Genomic DNA, 18,625 nt, shown 5'->3' on the forward strand with positions numbered 1-18,625 from the left:
ATGGCACAGACACATTCCAACGTCGCCTATCAGGTCATGTGGAACCGCCTCATCTCGGTGGTCGAGGAACAGGCGCAGGCACTGGTGCGCACTGCCTTCTCGACCTCGGTGCGCGAGGCGGGGGACCTTTCCGCGGGCGTCTATGACACCGACGGTCAGATGCTGGCGCAGGCGGTCACCGGCACGCCGGGCCACGTCAACGCCATGGCCGACGCGGTGGCGCATTTCATCCGCCGGATCGGGCGGGAGAACATCCTCGAAGGCGATGTCTATATCACCAACGACCCTTGGGAGGGGACGGGCCATCTGCATGACATCACCATGGTCACGCCGTCGTTCCATCACGGTAAGCTGGTGGGGTTCTTCGCTTGCACCGCGCATATCGTCGACATCGGCGGGCGCGGGTTCGGCGCGGATGCGGCGAGCGTCTACGAGGAAGGTCTTTACCTGCCGATCATGAAGTTCGCCGATGCGGGCAAGGTCGACGAGACGCTGGTGCGGATCATCCGTGGCAACGTGCGCGAGCCGGATCAGCTGATTGGCGATATCTACGCGTTGACCACCTGCAACGAGATCGGCCACCGCCGCCTCATCGACATGATGGAGGAATTCGACCTCGACGATCTCACCGGCATCGCCGCCTTCATCCTCGACAATTCCCGCCGTGCCACCTTGGAGCGGATCGCGGCGCTGCCACGGCAGCAGGCGACTGGCGAGATGACGATCGACGGCTTCGACACGCTGATCACGCTGAAGGTAACGGTGAGCATCGAAGAGGATCACATCCTGTCGGATTTCAAGGGCACCAGCGGGATCGACAAGAAGGGCATCAACTGCCCGCTGGTCTATACCAAGGCCTATGCCTGCTACGCCTTGAAATGCGCCATCGCGCCGGAGATCCCGAACAACGCCGCCTCGCTTGAGCCGTTCCGGATCACCGCGCCCGAGGATACCATCGTCAACGCCGTACACCCCGCACCGGTGGCGCTGCGGCATATCGTGGGTCACTTCGTGCCCGATACGGTCTATGCGGCACTGGATCAGATCCTGCCGAACCTCGTCCCAGCCGAAGGGGCGGGGTGTCTGTGCAACTTCCAGATCAGCCTGCGCCCCCGCACCGATGCGCAAGCGCCCGCAGGCGCGCGCCGGGCTGAGGTGCTGACCTTCAACTCCGGCGGCTCGGGCGCGCGACCCGAACACGACGGGCTCAATGCCACGGCCTTCCCCTCGGGGGTGATGACCATGCCGGTAGAGGCCACGGAACATGCCGGCCCCGTGGTGATCTGGCGCAAGGAGCTGCGCCCCGACAGCGGCGGCGCGGGCCGCCAGCGCGGTGGGCTGGGGCAATTTATGGAGGTCAGCGCGCGCGAGGGGCATGAGTTCGACATGCAGGCCATGTTTGACCGCGTCGATCACCCCGCACGCGGGCGGCAGGGCGGCAAGCCCGGCGCGCCCACCACCATCGCCCGCGACGACGGCACGCCGATGCGCGGCAAGGGCAAACAGTTCGTGCCACATGGGGCGAAGGTGATGATGGCCTTCCCGGGCGGCGCCGGCTACGGCCCCGCCGAGGAACGCCCCAAGGCGCAGGTCAAACGCGACCTTCTGCGCGGCTACATCAGCGCCGAGGTGGCGGCGGCGGATTATGGGCTGAGCGCCGAGGAGATCGCCGAGGTGCAAGAGGCCATCCGCAAAGGCGCCGAACTGTGAAAGAGTGGCCGCTCAAAGGCTTATAAGCGCGAGGGGTCATTGACTGTTACAAAGCGCGGGTGTTCCTTGGCGGCATTATGCCAAAAGGAACACCCGTGATGTATGTGATTGATCCCCCCAAGCAAAGCAGCCTTGCCGTTCAAGGCACCAGCGACCGTTTCCCGGTGCGCCGTGTCTTTTGCGTGGGCCGCAACTATGAGGCGCATGTGCTTGAGATGGGCAATGACATGCGCGACCCGCCGTTCTTTTTCACCAAACCCGCCGATGCCACGCTCGATACACCCTGCACCGTGCCCTATCCGCCGCTGACGGAGGATTTCCATTTCGAGGCGGAGCTTGTCATCGCCATCGGCAAGGGCGGCGCGAATATCGCGGAAGCGGATGTGATGGATCACATTTGGGGCGCCTCGGTGGGCATTGATTTCACCCGCCGCGATCTCCAGGCGCAGGCCAAGAAGATGGGCCGCCCGTGGGACTGGTCCAAGGCCTTTGACAACTCCGCGCCCATCGCGCCGATCCTGCCCATGGCCGATGTCCCCTCGGTCGAGAAGGGCCGCCTTTGGCTCGCGGTGAATGGCGAGATGAAGCAGGAGGCCGATCTGTCGCAGATGATCTGGTCGGTGCGGGAGCATACCGCCACCCTGTCGCAGGCCGTGACCTTGGCGCCGGGTGACATCATCATGACCGGCACGCCTGCCGGTGTCGCGGCGGTGCAGCCCGGCGATGTGATCACCGGGGGGGTCGACGGCATCTCCGAATTCGAGGTCACCGTCGGCCCCCGCGCCTAAAGCGCGCGGTTCGGTCTAGGCCCCGGCCAGCGTGCGCTCTGCCCGCGCGCGGGCTTGGGCCGCCAGATCGGGCAGGCCGGTCTTTTCATAGACCTCGCCCAGCATCAGGTTCAGCGGCACGCCATCGGGGTCGTAGGTCCGGCGCATCTCAAGCACCTGCTGCGCGGCAGAGGCCCGGCCATCGCGCACCAGCGCGTCGAGGTGGATTTGCTCGAACAGGTCACGTTGCGCATGGCTGCCGCCGCATTCGGCCATGCGGGGCAGGGCCATGCCAAGCTCGCGGATCGCCGTGGCCCACTCCCCCTTGGCATGGGCGGCGATGCCACGGGCGGCGGGCAGCGCGACCTCGGCCCATGCGGCGTGGTCATGGGCGGCAGTCTCACTTGCGCGTGCGTTGATCGCGCTGAGCATCTCTGCCGCCTCGGGCCGCCCGGTGCGGCAAAGGGCATAGAGGTATTGCAGCGTCAGGAAGGGGCTCACGGTATCCGCCCCCCGCGCCGCCACATGGTCGGCCACATCGCCCCAACGGTCGCCCACATCGACGCCCGCGAATTCCATCCGCGCCAGCAGGGACACGGCGCCGACTTGGTCTTGGGAATAGTCCTTCTCCAGCCCCCAGATATGCTGGTCATAGGCGGCGCGCACATCGTTGTGACGGCCCTGCGAGAGGTAGAACAGCGCCAGATGCCACCAATTGTGGCTCCGCATGAAGGAGTTCAGATCGCTCCACGTCTCGGCCACGCTTTCCATGAAACGCGCCCCTTCGGTGACGCGGCCTTGCGTTAGCATCACATGGGCCAGCGCGTGATGCGCCCAAGGCTCATCATGGCGCAATTCCATCGCCCGGCGGGCAGCAGCTTCGGCCCGGTCGAGCAGATGGCATTGCTCATAACCAAAGGCGATCATGCCGTGGGTATAGGCGATGTTTTCGGCCTCGGGCAGGGATTTCAACGCTAGGCGCAACATGCCTGCGGCATCGCCGGTGTTGAACAGGTGGTATTGCGCCAGTTTCAGCATCGCCAGATCGCGCGGCCATTTATCGGTGATGGCATCACAGGCGGCGACAAGGGCGGGCACATCGCCGTCGATCCAATGCCCAACGGCGCGGATCACTTCTTGTTCGCGAGCATTGGCGCCGGGGGCTGCCTTGGCGCGGTCCAGATAGGGGCGGGCCTTCTCAGGGGCGATGGGGTGTTCGAGGAACATCCACAAGAGCGCCGCATAGGCATTGACCAGCGGGCCGTCGAGGTCGGCATCGGCGGCGGCGATGATGCCCGCGGCCTTGGGTTGGTAAGACAGGAAGCCGTGGATGAAGTCATTGATCGCCTGCAAGGTTTCCGGGCGGTCAGTAGAGGTTTCCAATCCGTAAAGGTCTTGTGTCATCTCGGGTCTCCGGCAGTGGCGTGGAATTGGCGCAGGTGTTGGGCAACGGCAGGGGCGGCGTCCCAATGGATCGAATGGCCCGCATCGGGCAGGGTGGTCTGCGTCACATTCGGGATTTGCGCGAAGGCCTCTTCGGCGGCGGCGCGGGGGATCAGCAGGTCTTCGGCCCCGTGGAGCACTTGGGTCGGGCAGGTCAGATCAGAAGGCCGTACCGTGGGGCGGAAACCGCGCAGCGCTTCGAGTTGATGGGCCATGGCATCCGCGCTCTGCGCATGGGGATAGGCCAGTGCTGCGGCGAGGGCGGCCTCTGTATTGTCAGGATCGGTGAAGAAACCGGGGGCGAAAATCCAAGGGTAGAGCGCGCGCAGCCAAAGCTGCTCCCCTTCCGGCGCGCGGCGGACGGCGAGCAGCGCATCGAAGACTGCCATGGTCCGGGGGGCGCGAACCGGGGCAGAGGCGAGGATGCTCATCGCTCGGATGCGATCCGGCGCGAGGCCAAAAAGCTCCATCGCCATTAGCCCGCCCATCGAATGGCCGACGACGTGAAAGGTGTCATGCCCCAGCTGATCCATCAGCGCCAGCGCATCCCGCGCCATCTGCGCGACAGAGGTTTCTGCATCCCAAGGGGTCGTGCGCCCGGTGCTGCGGTTGTCGGGCCGGATCAGGGTGAAGTGATCGGAAAGTAAAGGGGCCAGTGCGCCCCAACTCGCGCTGTCGCTCAGCATCCCGGCTAGCATCAAAAGCGGCGGGCCGCGCCCGTCGACCTCGTAGTGAAGTGAGATATCGGAGAGGGGCAGATCAGGCATTCAACGTGCTCCAACAAGGCAAAAGATCCCCATCGGCGGGGGTGGCCGCATAGATGGCGCGGGCGATGGCGCGCGACAGGCAGAGGGCCGCGGCATGGCCGATCATCGCCACATCCCCCGCAGGCCGCGCCGCGGTGGAGAGGGAGAAGACCAGATCGCCGTCATTGGGCATATGCGCAGGCACCACGGCGCGGGCGATGCCGTCATGGGCCGCCACGGCGACGCGCTGGCATTCGGCCTTGGTCAGTGTGGCGTCGGTGGCGACGATGGCGATGGTGGTATTGGCGCGGGCCGACATGGCCGCCATCTTGCGGCTCTCGAAGCTCAGTCCCAACCCGGTGGATGGGTCCGGCCCCAACCCGCCGAACTCTCCGTCGATCTCAAAGGGGGCGGCGTGGAAGTAGCGGTCGCCGGGGGTGGTGACGGCGCCCACCGGATTGGCCCCGACAAGAGCGCCGACCGTGCTGCCATCGGGCAATTGCAAACTGGCGGAGCCGAGGCCCCCTTTGACCATCGCGCTCAGCGCGCCGGTGCCCGCACCGACTGAGCCGATCTGAAAATCTTCGCCCGCCGCTTCCAAGGCTTGGCGGCCAAGATCGGCATAGGGGTTCTGCGCCCAATCCTTATCGCCGCCGTTCAGCAGATCGAAGAGGATCGCGCCGGGCACCAGCGGGATCAGCGCGTCCCCCACGCGAAAGCCGTGGCCCTGTGCGCGCAGGGCATCGACCACGCCCGAACAGGCATCCAGCCCATAGGCAGAGCCGCCCGAGAGCACCAGCGCATCAACCGCCGCGACGGTCTTGTCGGGGGCCAGCAGGTCCGTCTCCCGCGTGCCGGGCGCGCCGCCCATGACGTGGACAGAGGCGGTGAAAGGCGCATCGCCGATCAGCACGGTGCTGCCGGATTTCAGCCGCGCATCCTGCGCATTGCCCACCTTCAACCCCGTCACATCGGTGATTAGGTTGCGCGGGCCGGGACGCATCGGCGCGCTCATGGCAGGCTCTTCACGTGAAACATCCCCGCAAGGGTGCGCATGGGGCAGGGGGCTAACAAGGGCATCGTCACTCCGGCGTTGATTTCGGGCGGAGTTTGCGCGCTTCCCCGGCGGATGCCAAGGGCCGAGGTGGGACAGGATGCCCCCGCCGGAGGGACGCCATAAAAATGGGCGCGCAGGTTGCCCCGCGCGCCCGATCCATCTGCGGTGATCGTTTGGTTTACTTCTGCTCTTCGGCGACAGCGGCGGCGACGGCCTCTTCAAAGATGGCGAGCCCCTCTTCGACGATGGCGTCGGAAGCTGTCAGCGGGACCATCACGCGCACGGCGTTGCCATACATGCCACAGCTCAGCAGCAGCAGGCCGCGCTTCAACGCATGGGCGATGACGCGTTTGGTGAAGTCGGCATCGGGCTTGGCGCTGTCGAAGTCGGTCACGAACTCAACGGCGACCATGGCCCCAAGGCCGCGGATGTCCCAGAACCGGAAGGGGGCGGAACGCTCGCCAATCTCGGCAAAGCGGGCTTTAAGCGTGTCGCCCATCGCGGTCGAGCGGGCCAGCAGACCTTCGTCTTCGATTGCCTCGATGGCTGCCAATGCCGCAGCGCAGGCCACAGGGTTGCCGCCATAGGTGCCGCCCAAGCCGCCGGGGGCCATCGCGTCCATCACATCGGCGCGGCCAATGACACCGGCCAGAGGATAGCCACCTGCCATGGATTTCGCCACGGTGATCAGGTCTGGCACCACGCCGGAATGCTCGATCGCGAACCATGTGCCGGTGCGGCCAAAGCCCGCCTGCACCTCGTCTGCGATCAAAAGGATGCCATGCTGGTCACAGATCGCGCGCAGCTCTTGTATCATCTCGAAAGGCACGGGGGTGTAGCCGCCTTCGCCAAGCACCGGTTCGATGATGATCGCGGCGACACGTTCGGGCTGGGCATCGGTGAGGAAGAGGTTTTTTAGCCCGGTCAGCGCGTCCTGCACGGTGACCCCGTCGCGGACAGAGGGGAAAGGCGCGCGGAAGACATCCGCGGGGAAGGGGCCGACATCTTTCTTATAGGGCGTGACCTTGCCGGTCATGCCAAGCGTCAGCAGGGTGCGGCCGTGGTAGCCGCCGGTGAAGGCGATGACGCCGGGGCGGCCGGTGGCGGCGCGGGCGATTTTCACGGCGTTCTCAACGGCTTCGGCGCCGGTGGTGACCAGCAGCGTCTTCTTGGGCGCGTCACCGGGGGCGAGCGCGTTCAGCTTCTCGGCCAGATCGACATAAGGGCCGTAAGGCACGACCTGAAAGCTGGTGTGGGTGTAATGATCTTCCTGCGCCTTGGCGGCCTCGACCACCTTGGGGTGACGGTGCCCGGTGTTCAGCACGCCGATGCCGCCGACGAAGTCGATGTAGCGGTTGCCCTCCACGTCCCACAGCTCGGCGTTCTCGGCATATTTCGCGTAGATCGGTGCGGCGGAGGCGACACCGCGCGGCACGGCGGCATCGCGGCGCGCGATGAGGTCGGCGTTGGTCTGACCGTCGGGCTGGGTCGCGGGGTTGGTTTCGACCACGGAGATCTGCGGCGCGGCTTTGGCCTTGGCCGCGGATTTCCGGGGTGATTTCTTGACGGTGCTGGACATGGAACAGATACCTTATTGCGAAAGAGAGGGGGCAGTGACGTGTCGTTTAAAAAATCCATATTCCGTTTAATATAATTGTCAATCGCGATCGCAGCCTCTATCTAACAATTCCCGTGACCCCCGGTTGACCCAGGGCCGTGCCCCGTGGCGGCGGCGCGGGGGCCTACAAAGGACAAGCCATTGAACGTCGGCGATAAACTCAGAGCGATCCGCAAGAAACACGGACTCTCCCAACGGGAGCTTGCGGCCAAGGCCGGGCTGACCAATGGCACGATATCGCTGATCGAGAAGAACCGAACCAGCCCCTCGGTTGCGTCGCTCAAAAGTCTGTTGGACGCGATTCCCATCAGCATGGCCGAGTTTTTCGCGATTTTGGAAGAAGACGACAGCGCCAAAGTCTTCTACCGTGCGGAGGAGTTGACCGAGATTTCACCAAGCCATCAGGGCGGCGTATCCCTGCGCCAGTTGGGCAGTGCTGCGCATCACGCGCTTCAGGTGCTGCATGAAACCTATGAGCCCGGCGCGGATACCGGACCTGAGTTTCTGAGCCATGAGGGCGAAGAGGCGGGGGTCGTGGTGCGCGGGAGCATCGAAGTGACGGTGGATGGCGCGGTCAGCCTGCTTCATGCCGGGGATGGATATCTGTTCGACAGCCGCCTGCCGCATCGGTTCCGCAACACCGGGTCCGAGAGTTGTGAGATCGTCAGCGCCTGTACCCCGCCCAGTTTCTAAAAAAGGTGCCCCATAAATATCGACCGCCCCGAGCATTCTGCTCGGGGCGGTCGATAGGGGGTGTCAGGTCTTAGTAGTCTGACCGGTAGTTCGACCTTTGGGTCTCCGGTTGCTGTTTTTCGCGCCCGGTGCGGTCCTCATCCGGGTGAAGTTCCCTTCGGCCCGTGGTGAGGGCAAGGATGATGACCGCCGCTAAGGTCAGGATGGTCAGACCGCCGAGAAAAAGCTCCGTGGTCATCTCCGTGTTCCTTTTTAGCACTGCGTTTCAGGTGCTCAACCGCGCGCAGGCCAAAGGGTTCCGACAAATTTTTCGCCTATGACGAGTCTGTGATCGTTCCGCCAAGTTTCGGGCCAGATTCCATTGGGGCTTTGGCGCCTCAGTAATCGTAGATCATTTTACTGTCGGTCGGGACGTGGAAGTTCACCCTGATCTGATAGATGTCGTCGTTGGTTTCGACCTCGACCTGGCCGTTCAACTGGCGGGTAAAGGCGAGGATTAGACGCGAGCCTAGCCCGGTGCCGGATTTCACCTCTTCGGGGTTGCCGATGGTGTTGCGCACTTCGAGCATCGCCTGCTCTGGCCCGGTTTGGATCAGTTTAAGCGAAATGAAGCCTTTGCCATGTTCGACCGTCGAGACGTATTTAAGCGCATTGGTCAGCGCCTCAGAGACAAGCAGGGTCAGCGGCGCGGCATCGTCGGCGTCGATCTTGATCGGCTCGAAGGACTGTTCGACCTTCACGCCAGAGCCGGATGGCAAGCCGACTGAGAGCATCTGGCCCACAATCTCACGCAGCAACTCGCTGGCATTGACGCGGACCAGATCGTCATTTTGATAAAGGTTCTTATGCACCGTGGCGAGGCTGAGGATACGGTCTTGCAGCCGGCGCAGCACGAAACGCGCATCTTCGCTTTTGGCCTGCCGGATCTGCATGTTCATGATCGAAGAGATCAGTTGCAGGTTGTTCTTAACCCGGTGATGCACCTCTTTCAGCAGGATGTTTTTCTGCCGAAGGCTGTCTTCCAACGTCGCCTCGTCCCGCAGGATGGATTCCGCCATGCCAACAAAAGCAGACTCCATCTCGACCAATTCGGTGGGAACCGAGGGGCCGAGTGTCCCACGCGGCAGGGTGCGGTTCAGCGCGAAGCGCCGCATCTGCCGCCCGAGCTTGCGGATATGGTTGATCGCCAGACGGTTCAGCGCCCAGAAGGCCACGATAAGGCTCGCCAGCCACATGACGATGGGCAAAAGCGCGCTCAGACGGGTCGAAACGCCGGTGTCCAAAAACGGGGTGTTGCTGGGCCAAACGCTAAGCGCGAAGACCGTGTCGGGCACGATCGGCACGATCACATAGGCGCGCTCTTGGCCATCGGAATTTTGCGAAAGAAAGACATTGGGCTCTTTGGTGGTCAGCAGCGAAAGGGCGACATCGCTGGGATATTCCGTCTTGGCCACCTCAAGTCCGTTTTCGGTGGTAAGGATATGACCCATCTTATTGAGGGTCATCATCGCAACGCTGCTGTGTTTGCTCTTGGGCTCGCGGATCGCGTTGATGGCATCCTCGGGGATGCTAAGCGCCATGAAGCCGATCAACTCGCGCTCTTCGTAGACCGGCGCGTTGATCAGCGTGACCACTTGGTTGCTGACCGCCCCCTGCAGCACTGGCATCGCGCGGCGGACCGGGTTTTCCAGCAGGGTCTGGAAATTCTCATCCTGCGAAAAGTCATGATCCTGCCCCGTGGAGGAGCAGGTCATTTGTCCGTCTAGCCCGATGAAACCCACAAGTGAATAAATGTCTGACGCCTGTTTGTATTCCCTAAGGAAGGCCGTGCATTCCTCGGGATCTTCCCGCCTGAGCCGCACGATGGCGGTGAGCGCTTCTGCCGCGCCAAAGGCCTCTTGGATCACCCGGCGTTCCGCCGCGGAGGCTTGTTCCGTGACGGCGATCAGCGATAGCTCCGCGCTTTGGCGACTCTGATCCGCGATCTGCCGTGTCTGTACAACCGCGATCAGCCCGATGGGCAAAAGCGCGAGAGACAGGAACAGCAGGATACGGATCGTCAGCCCACGCATCAGATCACCGCTGAAGAAGCCAGATGTCATATTTAGAAAGAGGAAACTTTAGATGCGGATAGGACAGACATTGTTGCGTCATCGGTCATTTCAAGCGACTCGTCGTCATGGTGACCCAGCAGTTCGGCAAGTCGGGCACGCGCCCGGTTGGTGCGGCTTTTGATGGTGCCAACAGCGACCCCACACATCTCCGCAGCTTCTTCGTAAGAGAAACCGGAGGCCCCGACAAGAAGCAGCGCTTCGCGTTGTTCGTCCTTCAAAAGGGCCAGCGCTTTGCGGAAGTCGGTCATCTGCATGTGGCCATCGTGCGCGGGCTTTTCGGCCAGCCCATCGGTCAGCACGCCATCCACGTCCGAGACTTCGCGCTTCGCCTTACGGCGCGAGGAATAGTAGGTGTTACGCAGGATCGTGAAAAGCCAAGCACGCATATTCGTGCCTTCTTGGAACTTTTCGATGTTGGTCCACGCCTTGACCAAGGTGTCCTGCACCATGTCGTCTGCCGTGGCACCATTGCGTGTCAGGCTGATGGCAAAGGCCCGCATGGCCGGCAGATGTTCTACCAGCTCGTCGCGCGGATCGGGACGGGTCATCATGACGTTCCTTTTTCTGAATCCTGTTCCTTCAACTTCTGAAGCAGATCCTTGAAACGATCAGGGATGCCTTCTTCGAGCGTCTCATCGAAGACCCGTTTGAGGTTGTCGTCGATGACGCGCTCGCGCTCGTCCTTGTTTCCTGAATTCACTAACATCACCTCTGGCATCGTCGTCTCGTTTGAATAATTATGCATGCATACTGGAACCAAACACAATGTCGACGTGTTTGGTTCCAAGAAAAGTAAAAAGGATTCGACTAGATGAACGATGCGACACAAAAGACCAGCATCAGCGATGAACTGGGAGCCAACATCCCCTACCTTCGCCGGTTCGCGCGGGCGATGACAGGCAGCCAGACCAGTGGCGACACCTTTGCCGCGGCAGCCCTCGAAGCCATCTTGGTTGATCGCTCGGTGCTCGATGGAGTAGATACAAAGACGGGTCTTTTCAAGGTTTTGTACGGTATTTGGGCCAGCGCAGGTGCCCCGGTCGAAGAGGGCGAAAGCGGCCCGCGGGCCAAGGCACAGCGCCATCTTTCCAGCCTCACGAACAACAGCCGCGAAGCGCTTTTGTTGCACACGATAGAAGGCTTCTCTCACGGGGAAATCGCCAAGATCATCGGTGTGGATGAGGCCGAAGCGGGCGAGTTGATCCAGATCGCCCATCGCGAAATGGCCGACAGCACCTCGGGTTCGGTGATGATCATCGAAGACGAAGCCATCATCGCGATGGACATTGAATCCATCGTGGCCGAGATGGGCCACCGGGTGACCGGCATCGCCCGCACCCGCGAAGAGGCGGTGAAACTGGGCAAGGCCGATGTGCCGGACCTGATCCTCGCCGATATCCAGCTGGCCGACAACTCTTCGGGCATCGACGCGGTGAACGACCTGCTGAACGAGCTGGGCATGCGCCCGGTGATCTTCATCACCGCCTTCCCCGAGCGTCTGCTGACCGGCGACAAGCCCGAGCCTGCCTTCCTGATTTCCAAACCCTATTCGGTGGATCAGGTCGTCTCGGCCGTGTCGCAAGCGATGTTCTTTTCCTCCACGGAAACGCTCAACGCCTGAAGCTGAGCCACGAAAAAAGGGTTCCCCGCGCTCAACGTCGCGTCGGGAACCCTTTGCATTAAAAGCGCGTGCCGCCTAACATCACTGAAACACTCAGGAGGTCCGCATGGCCAAGACCACAACCGCTGCCGCAAAAGAGGTGACGATTGACGATCTGTCGGATCAGATCGCACTTATCAAAAAAGACATCGCATCGCTGACCGAAACCCTGGGCGACTATGGCAAGGCCAAGTCGGAAGAGATGCGCGACAATGCCCGCAATGCGGCGAATGATTTCGCCGATACGGGGCGTCTCAAGGCGATGGAAGTTCAGCAACAGGCCGAGGAATTCCTCAAGACCCAGCCCGGAACCGCTTTGGGGATTGCCGCAGGCATCGGCTTCCTCGTCGGTCTTGTGACGGCCCGCCGCTAAATGCTGTCTTCGGTGATGCAACATCTGCGCGGCTCCCTGCGACGGGCGCTGCGCACCGCCATGCTCAGCGCCGGGGCCGCGCTTTTTCTGCTGATCGGCCTGCTGTTTCTGACGCTGGCGGCATGGCTTTACCTCATCACCGTCACCACCGCGCTCACTGCCGCGCTGATCCTCGGCGCGGTTTATTTCGGGATGGGCTTTCTCTTGCTTGCCATCGCCGGATCAGATGGTGAGGCCGCGGCGCAGCCGTCCCGGCAAGAAGACCCCGCCGCCTCCGATCATGATGGCTTGAAGAACCTGGTCATGGCATTTCTGGCTGGCATAACCGCGGGTCAGAAAGCGCGCCGTTAATAGCGGCCAGCAGGTTGCTGCTGGAAAACGGGCGGGTGATGAATTTCAACCGCTCGCCCACCTTCGCCAGCCGTGGCGTATCGTTCATGATGCAGATGATCGGAAACCACTCCTGCAAGTTCGACAGTTCCGACAGATGCTGATGCAACAGTTCGCGCCGCAGCGACAGGACTGCGAATTTCGTGTCGTTGACGTTGCCCACCAAGGCGCTGAGGTCAAAGCTTTCCAATACTTCAATTTGAGATTGCGGAAACGCGGCAGAAAGCGTTTCATTTATGTCTGAACAGACCAATGGGTCCGGTTCGTAGATCAAGATCGACATGGTCTTCCCCCGGGTAAGCAAAGTCGTCGGTGTAGGGGGTGCGCAAAACACGCGCATTAAACTAAGACATATGAAGGCAAATTTTATCTAATGACGACACAATGCCGCTATTGCCCCCTTCGGCGCAAGGATGCCTTCCTGCCGATGTCGAAAGAAGAAGTGAGCTTCATGGAGAAGTTCAAGTCGGGTGAGCTGACCGTCGAACCGGGCACGCCGATCCTGCTGGAAGGGTCGAACTCGCCCCAGCTTTACACGGCGCTCACCGGAATGGGCATCCGCGACAAGACGCTGGAGAACGGTAGCCGGCAGGTCATCAGCTTTGTCTTCCCCGGCGATTTCATCGGGCTACAGGCTGGCATCATGGGCGAAATGGGCCATTCCGTCGAAGCCCGCACCCATATGCGGCTCTGCGTTTTCAACCGGAGTGAGTTCTGGAATTTCTTCAAATCTCACCCCGAACGCGCTTTTGACATTACTTGGCTGGCCGCCATCGAAGAGCATTTCATGGGCGAAGTCCTCGCCACCATCGGCCAACGCAGCGCGATGCAGGCCATCGCTTGGGCGATGGTCAAGATTTTCGAACGCGGCCAGTCGCTCGGGATGGTCACCCACAACCAGATGCTGCTGCCCTATTCGCAACGCGATCTGGCCGATGCGCTTGGCCTCTCGGTGGTGCACACCAACAAGACCCTCGGCGCTCTGAAAGAACGTCAATTGCTGTCATGGTCCGACAGGGTGCTGCAAATCAACGATCTTGCCGCCTTGGCGAAAGAGGGGATGACCGATCCGGAAAGCCGCCAAAAACGCCCGCTGCTCTAACCGTCAGTCCTGCGCCACATCGATATAGGTATCCGCCGCCTCCGCCCCGCGTTGCCCGCGCGGCTTGGCCGGGCCAACGGTGCTGTCAGGCCGCGTCCGCCGCTCCACCTGCGCGTTCAACGCGGCCCCAAACAAGATCAGAAAGCTGCTGATCCAAAGCCAGATTAACATCGCGATCACCGCCCCGATCGAGCCATAGACCTGATTGTAGTTGCCGAAATTGGCCACATAATAGGAAAAACCGATGGAGAGCACCGCCCAAGACAGCACCGCCAAGATCGCCCCGCTGCTGAGCCACGGCAGCCGCGCCGCCCGCCGGTTCGGCCCAAAGCGGTAAAGTACCCCAACCCCGGCAAACAAAACCACCGTCGCCACGGTCCAACGCAAAAGGTCGGCCACCGCATTGCCAAAGGGGCCAAGCGGGATGAAGGCCAGAATGATCGGCGCGATCACTACCGCCAGCAGCGCCACGATGCCGACCGCCACAAGGCTCACCGTCAGAAGCAGGGCATGAAGGTAGTGTTTCGCGGCATTGCGGTTGCGCTCGTTGTAAACGGCGTTCAACCCGATCACCATCGCCCCCACCCCGGCCCGGGCGGACCAAAGCGCCACCAGCAGTGACACGATACCGGCCCAACCCAGCGTATCGGCCCGCGCAGTGACCAAGCCGGTCACCTGCGTATTGATGATGTCATAGACATCATCCGGCAGCAGCCCGCGCACTTCCTCCAATTGGGCGACGACGACGACAGGGTCTGAAATCAGCCCCAAAAGCGCGATCAATGCGGCCAGCGCCGGAAACAGCGACAACATGGCGAAAAACGCCACCCCGGCCGAGATCAGCGCAAGGTTGTCCTCCGCCGCCTGTTTCAGGCTCGCTTTGAAAGCGTCCCAATAGATCGCCGGTCGGGTCGGGGGGCTGCGCAACACCAATGCCATTCCTCTCAATTCGGTCCCGCCATTGATCGGGACCGCTTTGCCTCAACTGTCCTCCACATCGTCGCGGACCTGGCCCCAGGCAACAAGGGTGAAGACCACCGTGCCGCCAATGATGTTGCCCACAAGCACCGGCAGGAAGAAGCCAAAGATCGCCTGACCGACCCCCAAGCCGCCATGCAGGATCAGCGCGGCCATCTCGACCGAACCCGCGACGATATGCGTGAAATCCCCCGCCGCAATCAGCCAAGTGAAGGTCAGGATCAGGAAAAAAGCGGTCTCATCCGCCTGCGGGAGCATCCAAACGATCAGCGCCACGATCACGCCCGCCGGAATGCCGCGCCAGAATGCCTCCGACACCCCCATCCCGGTGGCATGTTCCGAAAGGCTGATAATGGCGGGCAGAATGTTTTCTGGAATCGCAGGCGTATAGATAAATAGCGCCGCCGCCGCAAAGGCCCCGACGACATTCGCCCCCAATACAACACCCCAAAGCCGCAACAGGCTGCACAAAACACCCAAACTACGCTCCTGCATCAGCGGCAAGACGGTGGTGATGGTGTTCTCGGTAAACAACTGCATCCGGCCCATGATGACAGCGATGAAACCCAAGGAGTAGCCAAGGTTCTCCAGCAGGAACCGCCATTCCGCATCCGGCAGATAGGTCCGGAAAATCGCCTCGCCCAAGACCGAAAGACTGATCAGCATCCCCGCGGAAATCCCCGACCAGATCAGCGAACGGTTGGTTCGATTCAACTCGTCGCGCCCCTCGCGCCGGATTACCTCATAGATCAGCTTGGGCGACAGCGCCGCCGCATCACTGACAGAGCGTTCTTCCGCCTCCTCCTGCACAGCAGAGGTCGGGGGTTTCTTCTGGATCAGTGGGGCCATGCGCGTTCTTCCTAAAAACTATGGACATAATGAACATAGCCCGCCGCAGCCTTCTGCACAGTAAAAAGACCGCAGCCCCACGCCGCACCACCAGCGGCCCTGTCGAGCCTCCCCCCTTCACCTTCATCCTTTCTCAAATACCGATCCCGCACTCTCAACCAGCCGGATCAGCCGCGTTCATCCCGACCGGCCCGCAAGGCCAACCCCTCAACAATCGCCGTCAGCGCCGCCCCCCGATGCAGTTCCGCCCGTGGAAAGCGCGCCCGCATCTCCTCTTCGACCACCGCCATCAGGCTCGACCCGCCGACAAAGATCAGCCGGTCCGCTGCCTCGGGCGCGAGGCCTGCCTTCTGCGCCGTCGCCTCTGCCGCGTCCCCCATCTGCACGGCGAGTTTCGACAGCCGCTTGCGCATCCAATCGCGGGGCAGGGGCAAGGTCGCGCGGGGTTTGAGCATCGACACGTCGATCACCGGTTCAGCATCCCCCGCGTCGCCCGCCCCGTTGGCACGGATTTTCCCCGCTTCGACAGCAAAGGCGAGGTCATGACCAAGCTCTTCATCAAGCACTTTGACCAAGCGAGCTAGACGTTTGGGATGTTCGGCGAACTTATGGAGTTCCGCCGCCGCCTTACGGGTCTCCGGCCCATAGAGAAACGGGATCTTCGCCCAAGTGGCCAGATCGTTAAAGATCGCATTGGGCGCGATATGGGTGTCACCCCCGAAAGCGTGGCGAATTTCGCTGCCCATGCCAAGCTGCGGCATCACCCGCCCGATCGACAGGGACCGGTCGAAATCGGTCCCGCCCAGCCGAATGCCGTGGCTTTCCAAAATGTCGATCTCATCATTCCCGCGCTGCCGGAAGAGCGTGAAATCCGAGGTGCCGCCGCCGATATCGATAACCAGCCCCAGATCCCCCGGACGCAGGGCCGCGCGATTGGCAATCGCGGCGGCTTCGGGTTCGTTCATGAAGTCCACATGATCGAAACCCGCCCGGCCATAGGCCTCGCGCAGGTCTGTCAGGGCTTGTGCATCGCGGGCGTCATCGGCGGAATGAAAGCGCACGGGGCGCCCCGAGAGCGCCCTGTCGAAGTGCAGTCCCGTGGCGGCCTCGGCCTGCGTTTTGACCCGCGCAAGAAACCGCGCCACGATGTCGATAAAGTCGAGCCTTTCGCCCAAGAGCACCCTTCGTTCGCGCATCAGCCGGGTGCCAAGCAGGCTTTTCAAGCCGCGCATATAGCGGCCCTCGGCCCCGGCCAGCAGCGCGTCGGATGCCGCGGCACCGATCCGCATTTCCCGCGCTTCGAAATCAAAGAACACCGCCGTCGGAAGGGTCTGCGCCACAGCCTCCAGCGGGATCAGGCGCGGCGTGCCGTCAACGGCGATGCCCGCCGCGGTGTTGGAGGTTCCGAAATCAATCCCCAGCGTGGCCATGATGTTCTCCTGATGCCTTTTCACGGTCGCCCCGATGCGCGGCGCGCCCGTGCAAAGCACCCGCGATACCCTTCTCGCGCGCGCTTGGCAACGAAGGCTGGCGTGCCGCGTGGCTTTTGGCTAGCCTCGCAAAAAAATACACCAATATGGGAGACTTTCATGAACCGTTTGAACCGCTTGATGACCGGTGTGGCCAGCGCCGCATTGGTCGCTGCCGCCACGACGGCCCTTGCCAAGGACGACATCACCGTCGCCATGCAGCTTGAGCCGCCGCACCTCGATCCGACCTCCGCCGCTGCGGGCGCCATCGACTCGGTGCTATATACCAATGTTTTCGAAGGGCTGACCCGCTTCATGGGCGATGGCTCTGTCGTGCCGGGGCTGGCAGAATCCTGGGAGATTTCCGAAGACGGTCTGACCTATACCTTCAACCTGCGTGAGGGGGTCACCTTTCACGATGGCACCACGATGGATGCCGAGGACGTGAAATTCACCCTCGACCGGATCAATGCCGAAGACAGCGCCAACGCGCAAAAGGCACTTTACTCCGCGATTTCCGAGGTGAATGTCATCGACCCGCAGACCGTTGAGGTCAAACTGAGCGAGCCGAACGGTAACATGCTTTTCAACCTCGCTTGGGGTGATGCGGTGATCGTGGCGCCGGAATCGGTCGAGACGATCAAACAGACCCCAATCGGCACCGGCGCTTTCAAATTTGAGAACTGGAACCAAGGCGACAAGATCACCCTGACCCGGAATGAAGACTATTGGGGCGAAGCGCCCGCCCTGGCCAGCGCGACGTTCAAATTCATCTCGGACCCGACAGCGGCTTTTGCCTCCGTTATGGCTGAAGATGTCGATGTTTTCACCGGCTTCCCCGCGCCGGAGAATATCCCCCAGTTCGAAGCCGACCCGCGGTTTCAGGTTCTGATCGGCTCGACCGAGGGGGAAACGATCCTGTCGATCAACAACCAGCGCGAACCTTTTGATAACGTCAAAGTGCGCGAGGCCGTGGCCCATGCCATCGACCGGCAGGCGATCATCGACGGCGCGATGTTTGGCTATGGCACGCCCATCGGCACCCATTTCGCGCCGCATAACCCAGACTACGTCGACCTGACAGAGATGAGCAGCTACGATCCCGAGAAATCCAAGGCGCTGCTGGCTGAGGCCGGTTTCCCCGATGGGTTCGAGACGACATTGCACCTGCCGCCCCCCTCCTACGCCCGCCGCGGGGGTGAGATCATTGCCGCGCAGCTGGCCGAGGTTGGCATCAAGGCGCAGATCACCAATGTCGAATGGGCGCAGTGGTTGGAAACCGTGTTCAAAGGCAAGGATTTCGGCCTGTCGATCGTCAGCCATACCGAGCCGATGGACATCAACATCTATGCCAACCCGGACTATTACTTCCAGTATGACAATGCCGAATTCCAGTCTCTGATGACCGAGTTCAACAAGACCGCCGACCCCGCCGCGCGGAGCGAAATGCTGGCCAAGGCGCAGCGTATTATCGCCGAAGACTATGTGAACGGTTACCTGTTCCAGCTCGCCTTCCCGACGATTGCCAAGGCTGGTGTCGAAGGGCTTTGGGTGAACGCACCTACACAGGCGACCGATCTGACCGGCGTCAGCTGGGCGGAGTGATCTGAAAGGATCATGTCGAGACACTAAAAAAGGGCGCGCCTCACGGCGCGC

20 protein-coding genes are annotated in these 18,625 nt (G+C 62.0%); 8 read left to right on the forward strand and 12 right to left on the reverse strand.

Going from position 1 to position 18,625, the window contains the following annotated elements:
• Together ACGYLI_RS08870 and ACGYLI_RS08875 are read left to right on the forward strand one after the other, a co-directional pair.
• Positions 1 to 1,710 carry a hydantoinase B/oxoprolinase family protein gene (locus ACGYLI_RS08870; protein ID WP_394418882.1) on the forward strand — a complete coding sequence of 570 codons (1,710 nt, stop codon included), beginning with the start codon at positions 1 to 3 and terminating at the stop codon, positions 1,708 to 1,710.
• 98 nt (positions 1,711 to 1,808) lie between these two features.
• On the forward strand, positions 1,809 to 2,498 hold the full coding sequence (locus ACGYLI_RS08875; RefSeq protein WP_067262780.1) for a fumarylacetoacetate hydrolase family protein: 690 nt from the start codon (positions 1,809 to 1,811) through the stop codon (positions 2,496 to 2,498).
• A gap of 15 nt (positions 2,499 to 2,513) precedes the next feature.
• Here the strand turns inward: ACGYLI_RS08875 and ACGYLI_RS08880 are convergent, their stop codons facing one another.
• From ACGYLI_RS08880 to gabT, 4 genes are all read right to left on the reverse strand, one after another.
• On the reverse strand, positions 2,514 to 3,881 hold the full coding sequence (locus ACGYLI_RS08880) for a tetratricopeptide repeat protein (RefSeq protein WP_394418884.1): 1,368 nt from the start codon (positions 3,879 to 3,881) through the stop codon (positions 2,514 to 2,516).
• Positions 3,878 to 4,687 carry an alpha/beta fold hydrolase gene (locus ACGYLI_RS08885; RefSeq protein WP_394418886.1) on the reverse strand — a complete coding sequence of 270 codons (810 nt, stop codon included), beginning with the start codon at positions 4,685 to 4,687 and terminating at the stop codon, positions 3,878 to 3,880. Before ACGYLI_RS08885 ends, ACGYLI_RS08880 begins: the two co-directional genes overlap by 4 nt.
• Positions 4,680 to 5,669: a P1 family peptidase gene (locus tag ACGYLI_RS08890; RefSeq protein ID WP_394418912.1), complete on the reverse strand. Its 990-nt coding sequence runs from the start codon at positions 5,667 to 5,669 to the stop codon at positions 4,680 to 4,682. The genes ACGYLI_RS08885 and ACGYLI_RS08890 overlap by 8 nt, the downstream gene beginning before the upstream one ends.
• A gap of 232 nt (positions 5,670 to 5,901) precedes the next feature.
• Entirely contained in the window at positions 5,902 to 7,302 is a 1,401-nt protein-coding gene (gabT, locus tag ACGYLI_RS08895) for a 4-aminobutyrate--2-oxoglutarate transaminase (protein ID WP_394418887.1), read from the reverse strand.
• A 180-nt stretch (positions 7,303 to 7,482) separates the two neighbouring features.
• On the opposite strand from gabT, the gene ACGYLI_RS08900 reads away from it, so the two are divergent.
• Positions 7,483 to 8,034 carry a cupin domain-containing protein gene (locus tag ACGYLI_RS08900; RefSeq protein WP_209216952.1) on the forward strand — a complete coding sequence of 184 codons (552 nt, stop codon included), beginning with the start codon at positions 7,483 to 7,485 and terminating at the stop codon, positions 8,032 to 8,034.
• Between the two features lie 70 nt (positions 8,035 to 8,104).
• On the opposite strand, the gene ACGYLI_RS08905 is transcribed toward ACGYLI_RS08900, so the two are convergent.
• The 4 genes from ACGYLI_RS08905 to ACGYLI_RS08920 all read right to left on the reverse strand — a co-directional run bounded on the left by ACGYLI_RS08905 (position 8,105) and on the right by ACGYLI_RS08920 (position 10,866).
• Positions 8,105 to 8,272 carry a hypothetical protein gene (locus tag ACGYLI_RS08905; protein ID WP_271688683.1) on the reverse strand — a complete coding sequence of 56 codons (168 nt, stop codon included), beginning with the start codon at positions 8,270 to 8,272 and terminating at the stop codon, positions 8,105 to 8,107.
• Between the two features lie 139 nt (positions 8,273 to 8,411).
• The gene (locus tag ACGYLI_RS08910; RefSeq protein ID WP_394409314.1) at positions 8,412 to 10,136 is read right to left on the reverse strand and encodes a sensor histidine kinase; all 1,725 of its coding nucleotides are present in this window, start codon (positions 10,134 to 10,136) and stop codon (positions 8,412 to 8,414) included.
• Between the two features lie 2 nt (positions 10,137 to 10,138).
• On the reverse strand, positions 10,139 to 10,696 hold the full coding sequence (locus ACGYLI_RS08915) for an RNA polymerase sigma factor (protein WP_067264157.1): 558 nt from the start codon (positions 10,694 to 10,696) through the stop codon (positions 10,139 to 10,141).
• A complete protein-coding gene (locus ACGYLI_RS08920; protein ID WP_197470876.1) occupies positions 10,696 to 10,866 on the reverse strand; it encodes a NepR family anti-sigma factor in 171 nt (56 codons plus the stop codon). Before ACGYLI_RS08920 ends, ACGYLI_RS08915 begins: the two co-directional genes overlap by 1 nt.
• Before the next feature lie 93 nt (positions 10,867 to 10,959).
• Here ACGYLI_RS08920 and ACGYLI_RS08925 point away from each other — a divergent pair, with 93 nt between their 5' ends.
• The 3 genes from ACGYLI_RS08925 to ACGYLI_RS08935 all read left to right on the forward strand — a co-directional run bounded on the left by ACGYLI_RS08925 (position 10,960) and on the right by ACGYLI_RS08935 (position 12,532).
• Positions 10,960 to 11,769 carry a response regulator gene (locus tag ACGYLI_RS08925; protein ID WP_067264155.1) on the forward strand — a complete coding sequence of 270 codons (810 nt, stop codon included), beginning with the start codon at positions 10,960 to 10,962 and terminating at the stop codon, positions 11,767 to 11,769.
• 106 nt (positions 11,770 to 11,875) lie between these two features.
• Positions 11,876 to 12,181 carry a YqjD family protein gene (locus ACGYLI_RS08930; protein ID WP_394418889.1) on the forward strand — a complete coding sequence of 102 codons (306 nt, stop codon included), beginning with the start codon at positions 11,876 to 11,878 and terminating at the stop codon, positions 12,179 to 12,181.
• Positions 12,182 to 12,196: 15 nt separating this feature from the next.
• Positions 12,197 to 12,532 (forward strand): phage holin family protein, encoded by a 336-nt coding sequence (locus tag ACGYLI_RS08935; RefSeq protein ID WP_394418891.1) that lies wholly within the window; start codon positions 12,197 to 12,199, stop codon positions 12,530 to 12,532.
• On the opposite strand, the gene ACGYLI_RS08940 is transcribed toward ACGYLI_RS08935, so the two are convergent.
• Complete coding sequence (locus ACGYLI_RS08940; RefSeq protein ID WP_394418893.1) at positions 12,483 to 12,854, reverse strand: hypothetical protein; 372 nt, start codon at positions 12,852 to 12,854, stop codon at positions 12,483 to 12,485. The two genes, ACGYLI_RS08935 and ACGYLI_RS08940, sit on opposite strands and share 50 nt — an antisense overlap.
• 90 nt (positions 12,855 to 12,944) lie before the next feature.
• Between ACGYLI_RS08940 and ACGYLI_RS08945 the strand changes: the two genes are divergently transcribed.
• The gene (locus tag ACGYLI_RS08945) at positions 12,945 to 13,673 is read left to right on the forward strand and encodes a Crp/Fnr family transcriptional regulator (protein WP_209216958.1); all 729 of its coding nucleotides are present in this window, start codon (positions 12,945 to 12,947) and stop codon (positions 13,671 to 13,673) included.
• Positions 13,674 to 13,676: 3 nt separating this feature from the next.
• Here ACGYLI_RS08945 and ACGYLI_RS08950 read toward each other — a convergent pair whose 3' ends face one another.
• The 3 genes from ACGYLI_RS08950 to ACGYLI_RS08960 form a co-directional block, all read right to left on the reverse strand.
• Entirely contained in the window at positions 13,677 to 14,612 is a 936-nt protein-coding gene (locus tag ACGYLI_RS08950; protein ID WP_394418895.1) for a YihY/virulence factor BrkB family protein, read from the reverse strand.
• Positions 14,613 to 14,654: 42 nt separating this feature from the next.
• Positions 14,655 to 15,500, reverse strand: coding sequence for a formate/nitrite transporter family protein (locus ACGYLI_RS08955; RefSeq protein WP_168612603.1), 846 nt, complete (start codon positions 15,498 to 15,500; stop codon positions 14,655 to 14,657).
• Positions 15,501 to 15,667: 167 nt separating this feature from the next.
• Entirely contained in the window at positions 15,668 to 16,930 is a 1,263-nt protein-coding gene (locus ACGYLI_RS08960) for an Hsp70 family protein (RefSeq protein ID WP_394418898.1), read from the reverse strand.
• A gap of 159 nt (positions 16,931 to 17,089) precedes the next feature.
• Between ACGYLI_RS08960 and ACGYLI_RS08965 the strand changes: the two genes are divergently transcribed.
• Positions 17,090 to 18,574, forward strand: coding sequence for an ABC transporter substrate-binding protein (locus ACGYLI_RS08965; protein ID WP_394418900.1), 1,485 nt, complete (start codon positions 17,090 to 17,092; stop codon positions 18,572 to 18,574).
• Positions 18,575 to 18,625 lie beyond the last annotated feature (51 nt).

Origin of the sequence: Sulfitobacter sp. 1A13421 (genome assembly GCF_043557285.1) — a bacterium.
Classification (GTDB): domain Bacteria; phylum Pseudomonadota; class Alphaproteobacteria; order Rhodobacterales; family Rhodobacteraceae; genus Sulfitobacter; species Sulfitobacter faviae.